A 6,040-nucleotide genomic window follows, 5' to 3' on the forward strand; every position below is an offset into this window, starting at 1 on the left:
TGTCCCTCGACGCCCGCCTCACCGCCGCGGCGCACACGCATGCCGCCGGCATGGCCGCGCGGGGCAGCCTGGGCTCCGAGGGCGCGGACGGGCTCTCGGTCTACCAGCGCCTCACCGCGAACGGCTACGCGTATCTCACGGTCGGCGAGCACCTGGTCTCCGGCCCGCGCGACGCCGCGGAGTTCGTGGAGTACTGCCTGTCCGGAGAGCAGTCCCGGCGCACGATCCACGACCCGGCGTTCACCGAGGCAGGTGTGGCGTACGTGCCCGACGGCCGCTCCGGCACCCTCTACTGGACGGCCCTGTGGGCCCGGACCCTCACCCCCGGCGGGCTGGCGCAGACGGCCGCGGAGGTCGTGGCGCTCACCAATGCCGAGCGGACCCGGGCCGGTCTGCGACCGTTGGCCGTGGACACCCTGCTCACGAATGCGGCACAGGCTCACAGCGCGGACATGGTGACCCGCGCGTTCTACTCCCACACCTCCCCCGACGGCAGCGAGCCCTGGCACCGGGCCGCGGCCGCGGGCAGCACCCGCCGCACCATCGGCGAGAACATCGCGTGCGGCCAGCGCTCCGCCGCCGAGGTCGTGCAGGGCTGGATGGACAGCCCCGGCCACCGCGCCAACATCCTCAAGCCGGCCTTCACCCACATAGGCGTCGGCTTCGCGGGCGGCGGGTCGGCGGGCACGTACTGGACACAGCTCTTCGGCGCCTGACCCGACCCCACCGCCAATTCTTCGCGGCAGGTCAGGCCTGCCAACGATGATGACAACGGTCACCGGCGCAGCCTTTGCCGATCTCCGCGAGGTGCGCTTCATTGCGGAGGCCCTACACCGTATCGAGGAGGACACACATGACCAGCGCGCACCACGACCACCACGGGTCGGACGGGCACGCGGGGCACTCGCACGGTGTGTCGGCGGACGCGGACCGCCGCTAGCTCGCGATCGCGCTGACGCTGAGCACCACGTTCATGGCGGCCGAGGTCGTCATCGGCGTCCTTGCCCAGTCGCTCGCCCTGATCTCCGACGCCGCGCACATGCTGACGGACGCCGTGTCCATCGTGCCGGCGCTCATCGCGATGCGGCTGGCCGCGCGGTCGGCCCGGGGCGGCTTCACGTACGGCCTCAGGCGCGCCGAGATCCTCTCCGCGCAGGCGAACGGGCTCACGCTGCTGCTGCTCGGCGCCTGGCTGGCGTACGAGGCGGTGCGGCGGCTGATCGACCCGCCCGAGGTGGAGGGCGGACTGGTGTTCGGCACGGCCTTGCGGGGATCGTGGTGAACATCGCGGCGGCCTGGTGCATCTCGAAGGCCAACCGCTCCTCGCTCAACGTCGAGGGCGCCTACCAGCACATACTCAACGAGGGCCCGGGCTTCGCCGAGGGCAGAACGCGATGACCTCCCCGAATCGCGCCGCGCTTTCTAGGGTGGAGAGGTGAGCAGCCACGCGTCCGAAGAAGCCCGTGTCATTCCCCTGCGACCCGTACCGGCCGCGCCGGCGAAGCCGGAGGAGCCGGCGCCCAAGGAGCCGTTGTGGCGTGACGTCGTGGGTGACGTCCTGCGGCGCGAGCGGCTCGCCCAGGAGCGGACGCTCAAGGACGTGGCCGACGCGGCCCGGATCTCGATGCCGTACCTCTCCGAGCTGGAGCGGGGCCGCAAGGAGGCCTCGTCCGAGGTCCTCGCGGCCGCCGCACACGCACTCGGGCTCGGCCTCGCCGATCTGCTCGCCCTGGCGCACGGCAGGCTCGCACGACCGGCCCAGCCGCTCCGGTCCCAGCCCCTCACCTCCCAGCCCCTCAGGTCCGGGTCCCGCACCGCGCCCCGGCGCACCGAGGCGCAGTCCCGGCTGGGCGACATCCGCCTCGCCGCCTGAGGCGCGCAGGGCCTGAGCTGCTGAGGCCCTGCGCCCGCTGAGGCTCCGCGGCGGCGACATGGTCAAGCCGCCGCGGGCACCAGCCGTCGGCTGAGCACCTCGTCGGCCAGTCCGTACGCCACGGCCTCCCGCGCGGTGAAGATCTTGTCGCGGTCCATGTCGGCGCGCAGGGTCTCGACGGGGTGATGAGTGTGCAGGGACAGGACCTCCTCGACCTGGGACCGGATACGGAGCATCTCCTTGGCCTGCAGGCTCAGGTCGGAGACCGTGCCCCGCGCACCGCCGCTCGCGGGCTGGCCGAGCAGCACCCGCGCGTGTTCCAGGATGAAGCGCCGGCCGGGGTCTCCCCCGGCCAGGAGCACCGCGGCGGTCGAGGCGGCCTGACCGACGCAGAACGTCGAGATGGGCGCGCCGACGTAGCCCATCGTGTCGTAGATCGCCATCAGTGAAGTGAACGATCCGCCGGGCGAGTTGAGGTAGATCGCGATCTCCCGTTCGGGAGCGGACGACTCCAGGTGGAGCAGTTGCGCGATGACGACGTTGGCGACGCCGTCGTCGATCTCGGTCCCGAGGAAGATGATCCGCTCGGACAGCAGCCGGCTGTAGATGTCGTACGCGCGCTCGCCCTGCGGGGTGCGCTCGACCACGTTCGGGATCGTGTACTGGCTCATGTCAGAGTCCCATCCGTCGCTTCGAGGAGGCCGGGCGGACGTCGTCGAGGGACTCGACGACCCGGTCGACCATGCCGTACTCCCTGGCCTGTTCGGCCGTGAACCAGCGGTCGCGGTCGCCGTCGCGGCCGATCGTCTCCACGCTCTGGCCGGTGTGTTCGGCGGTGATCCGCTCGATGGTCTCCTTGGTGAACTGGAGGTTCTCGGCCTGGATGGCGATGTCGGCGGTGGTGCCGCCGATGCCGGCCGAGGGCTGGTGCATCATGATCCGCGCGTTCGGGAGCGAGTAGCGCTTGCCCGGGGTGCCGACGGTGAGCAGGAACTGCCCCATGCTCGCGGCGAAGCCCATGGCGAGGGTCGACACGTCGTTCGGGATGAGCCGTATCGTGTCGTAGATCGCCAGGCCCGCGTGCACCGAGCCACCCGGGCTGTTGATGTAGAGGCCGATGTCGGTGCGCGAGTCCTCCGCCGAGAGCAGGAGCAGCTGTGCGCAGACCCGGTTGGCGGAGACCTCGTCGACCTGCGTGCCGAGGAACACGATGCGCTGGTTGAGGAGTTGGGCGGCGAGGTGGTCGTCGAACCGGGACGGCGGGGTGTCCCCCTCCTCGGCCCTGGGTTCCAGGGTGCTGCTGAATCGTGCCATCGCTCCTCCTTCTGGTGGCGCGGCCAGGATCACCGCGGTGTCTCCACCCTCGGCCGGACCACGGCCGCGCGGAAGGAATCTCGGCCCGCAGCAGATTCGCCAGCAGCAGAGCCGCGCCGGAGCGGAGCACACGGAGCGAGCAGGGGCTACTTCGTCACCACCAGCGAGAACTCGTACAGATCGCCACGGCACAACGACTCGCCGTACTCCACGACATGCCCCGTGTCGTCGAACGCCGTGCGTCGTACGAGCAGGGCGGCGGAGCCCTCCTTGACGCCGAGGAGGCGGGCCTGGCGGCCGGTCACGTTCACCGCCCGGATATGCTGGGTCGCCCGGACGACCCTGACTCCGTGGGTGTTCTGCAGCGCTTCCGACAGCGAGCCCTTGAGGAGGGACTCGTCCAGGCTCGGGAAGCGTTCGGCGGAGAGGTAGACGGTCTCCAGGCAGATGGGGAAGTCGTCGCCGAGGCGCAGCCGTTCGATGCGGTGCAGGGCGGTGCCGGGATCGACGCCGAGGGCCGTGGCGTGGTGCAGGTCGGCCTCGACGACCTCGGCGGCGAGGAGCTCGGCGCTGGGGTGGTAGCCGCGCGAGCGCAGGTCCTCGGAGAACGAGGTGAGCGTCGACGTCTTGGTGATCTGTGGGTGTGAGACGAAGGTGCCCACGCCGCGCACACTGCGGATGAGGCCGTCCTCGCGCAGTGCCTGGAGCGCGCGCCGGGCGGTCGCTCTGCTGACGTCGTAGCGCTCGGCGAGCTGCCGTTCGGTGGGCAGTGCCTCGTCGGGCCGCATCCGGGCGATGTCGGCCTGGAGCAGCCGACGCAGCGCCTCGTGCTTGAAGGACTCCGTCTTGTAGGAGTCCGCGTCCGGGCCGTCGTCCCTGCGCCTGTCCTTGAGCGTCACAGTCAGCGCCTGTCCTTGAGCATCACGATCACTCCGCGGTTCGCACGTGTCCGCTAGCCCCGAGAGGCGCGGTAACGGGGCATCAGCGTACGCACCACGGCCAGGGTCGTCCCGGCGGTGTCCGGGCCGGGCGTCGCCTGCTCACTCCGTTCGGTGGTCCAGCGCTCCTCCCATTCGATCAGGGACGTCTCGAACTCCTGGGCCCGGTAAGGGGATCCGGTCTCGAGTGCCCGCACGATGTGCTCGTACCAGCGTCGCCAGCGCGGGAGGTAGAACGAATGGACCAGGCTGGCCCAGTGCCGGCCCGAGTAGTCGTGCAGCTCGCTGCGGGAGTGCCCCCAGACCGTGAGGATCCGTCGCGCGTTGGCCTCGTACAGCTCGGCCTCGGCGGGGGTGGACGCCCAGCTGCCGGCTTCGGCGAGCCAGGAGCCCAGCCGGTACTCGGGGCGGGTGGCCAGCAACGCGTCCAGGTCCTCGATGGTGGTGAGGAGTTCGGTGGCGGCGGCTCGGAAGCGGTCGGTGTCGCGTGCCAGGGCCGCGTCCGCCGCCCGCCGCTGCTGGTCGCACGCCACGTGGGTGAGCACCTGCGCGGTGACGTCGCACAGGTCCCGGCCGAGCGGGCCCGCGCTGTCCTCGTCCGCTGCCTCACCGGCCAGGAGCGTCCACGCCTCGGCCAGACCGGGTGGTACGGACGGCGAGGGCGGCGCCGCCAGATGCACCGGCAGCTCCGGGCGCAGGTCCCCCTGCAGTGTGGGCCGGCAGACGACGACGGAGCCCGGTGGTCCGGGGCCGTCCGCGTCGTAGACGGTGGCGTGGAGCAGTTCCCAGGCGCGCAGCAGGCCGGGGGTTCGGCGTCCGTAGCGGGCCTCCGCCCAGTTCTCCAGCCATGCCTTTACGTCCTTGACCGAGCCGTTCCAGGCGACGTCGGCCAGCAGCTCGTACAGGACCGGGTCGCCGCCGAAGGCCTCCATGCTCGCGCCGATTCCGGAGAGCGAACCGCCGCGTGCGTCACTGCCGGCCTCTGCGGGGCCGGCGGCGGTCTCGTCCAGCTTCCCGTAGAGCCCGGGGCGTCCGCCCAGGCTGTGGAGCATGCACCACACCCAGGGTTTTCCCCGGTAGCCGTCGGTGTGCCGCCAGACCGGCCTGTGCTCGGCCCACAGGTCCAGGATCAGCATGCGGTCGTCCGGGATGGCGTCGAGGAAGGCCCGGGTCCGGTCCGGTGTCCAGTAGTCGGAGCGGTAGGAGAAGGGCCATGCCTGGAGCACCCAGGTGGCCTCGCCGTCCACCGCGGTCATGGCGCCGTGCACGGCGCGCGCGACCCGGGCGATGTCGGCGGGGTCGGTCACCGGCGGAATCGTCTCGATGAACGGATCGGCCGCGTAGAGGTGGTCGGTGCCGAAGAGGCGGGTCTGCTCGGTCAGCAGCACGGTGCCGAACTCCGCGAACAGCGGGTCGCGCGGGTCCAGTACTCCGACCTCGAAGTCCCACCAGGGAAGGGTCGTCGAGCGGGCGTCCCGGTCCGCGATCAGTTCGCGGGGCACATGGCCCGAGAAGCCCTGGAGGACGGGACGCATGCCGAGCGCGCGTTCCCGGTCCAGGATGCGGCGGCCCAGGTCCGCATGGCCGTCGATCCAGCTCTGCGGCAGTGGACCACCCCAACTGTCGAGCGAGGCGAGCCAGTTCCACGGGAGGTGGGCCGGGCCGCCGAGGAAGCGCCGGGCGGTGTCGTCGTCCAGGCCGGTGCGCAGGAGTGCCTGTTGCCAGGCGGCCTCCGCGCCCGTCATCGCGAGCGGTGTGGTCACTCCGTGCAGCGCCATCCAGTCGATGTGGCGCTCCCAGCGCGCCCAGTCCCAGAACGCCGTGGTGTAGCCGAAGGTACAGACGTTGAAGTGGTAGCGGTGGAGGTAGGGGGAGGTCGTCCGGGCGGCCGTGCCGGTGCGGGGCAGGCGGTCCG

The 6,040-nt window shown here is 71.4% G+C and carries 6 protein-coding genes and 1 pseudogene; 3 read left to right on the forward strand and 4 right to left on the reverse strand.

Annotated elements, in window-relative coordinates; all coding sequences use genetic code 11:
- From O3Q52_RS47270 to O3Q52_RS47280, 3 genes and pseudogenes are all read left to right on the forward strand, one after another.
- The coding region (locus O3Q52_RS47270; protein ID WP_269654645.1) for a CAP domain-containing protein at positions 1-716 on the forward strand (716 nt) is incomplete at its 5' end.
- A 137-nt stretch (positions 717-853) separates the two neighbouring features.
- Positions 854-1,365, forward strand: a pseudogene (locus O3Q52_RS47275) (cation diffusion facilitator family transporter); the annotation flags it as partial.
- Between the two features lie 70 nt (positions 1,366-1,435).
- Positions 1,436-1,873, forward strand: coding sequence for a RodZ family helix-turn-helix domain-containing protein (locus O3Q52_RS47280; protein WP_269654646.1), 438 nt, complete (start codon positions 1,436-1,438; stop codon positions 1,871-1,873).
- 62 nt (positions 1,874-1,935) lie between these two features.
- Here the strand turns inward: O3Q52_RS47280 and O3Q52_RS47285 are convergent, their stop codons facing one another.
- The 4 genes from O3Q52_RS47285 to O3Q52_RS47300 all read right to left on the reverse strand — a co-directional run.
- Positions 1,936-2,544 (reverse strand): ClpP family protease, encoded by a 609-nt coding sequence (locus O3Q52_RS47285; protein ID WP_269654647.1) that lies wholly within the window; start codon positions 2,542-2,544, stop codon positions 1,936-1,938.
- 1 nt (position 2,545) lies between these two features.
- Positions 2,546-3,187: an ATP-dependent Clp protease proteolytic subunit gene (locus O3Q52_RS47290; protein WP_269654648.1), complete on the reverse strand. Its 642-nt coding sequence runs from the start codon at positions 3,185-3,187 to the stop codon at positions 2,546-2,548.
- A gap of 146 nt (positions 3,188-3,333) precedes the next feature.
- On the reverse strand, positions 3,334-4,086 hold the full coding sequence (locus O3Q52_RS47295) for a GntR family transcriptional regulator (protein ID WP_269654649.1): 753 nt from the start codon (positions 4,084-4,086) through the stop codon (positions 3,334-3,336).
- 53 nt (positions 4,087-4,139) lie between these two features.
- Positions 4,140-6,040: alpha-N-acetylglucosaminidase (locus tag O3Q52_RS47300; RefSeq protein ID WP_269654650.1), on the reverse strand; the 1,901-nt coding region annotated here is incomplete at its 5' end.

The sequence above is a fragment of the Streptomyces sp. ActVer genome (assembly GCF_027270795.1).
Classification (GTDB): domain Bacteria; phylum Actinomycetota; class Actinomycetes; order Streptomycetales; family Streptomycetaceae; genus Streptomyces; species Streptomyces umbrinus_A.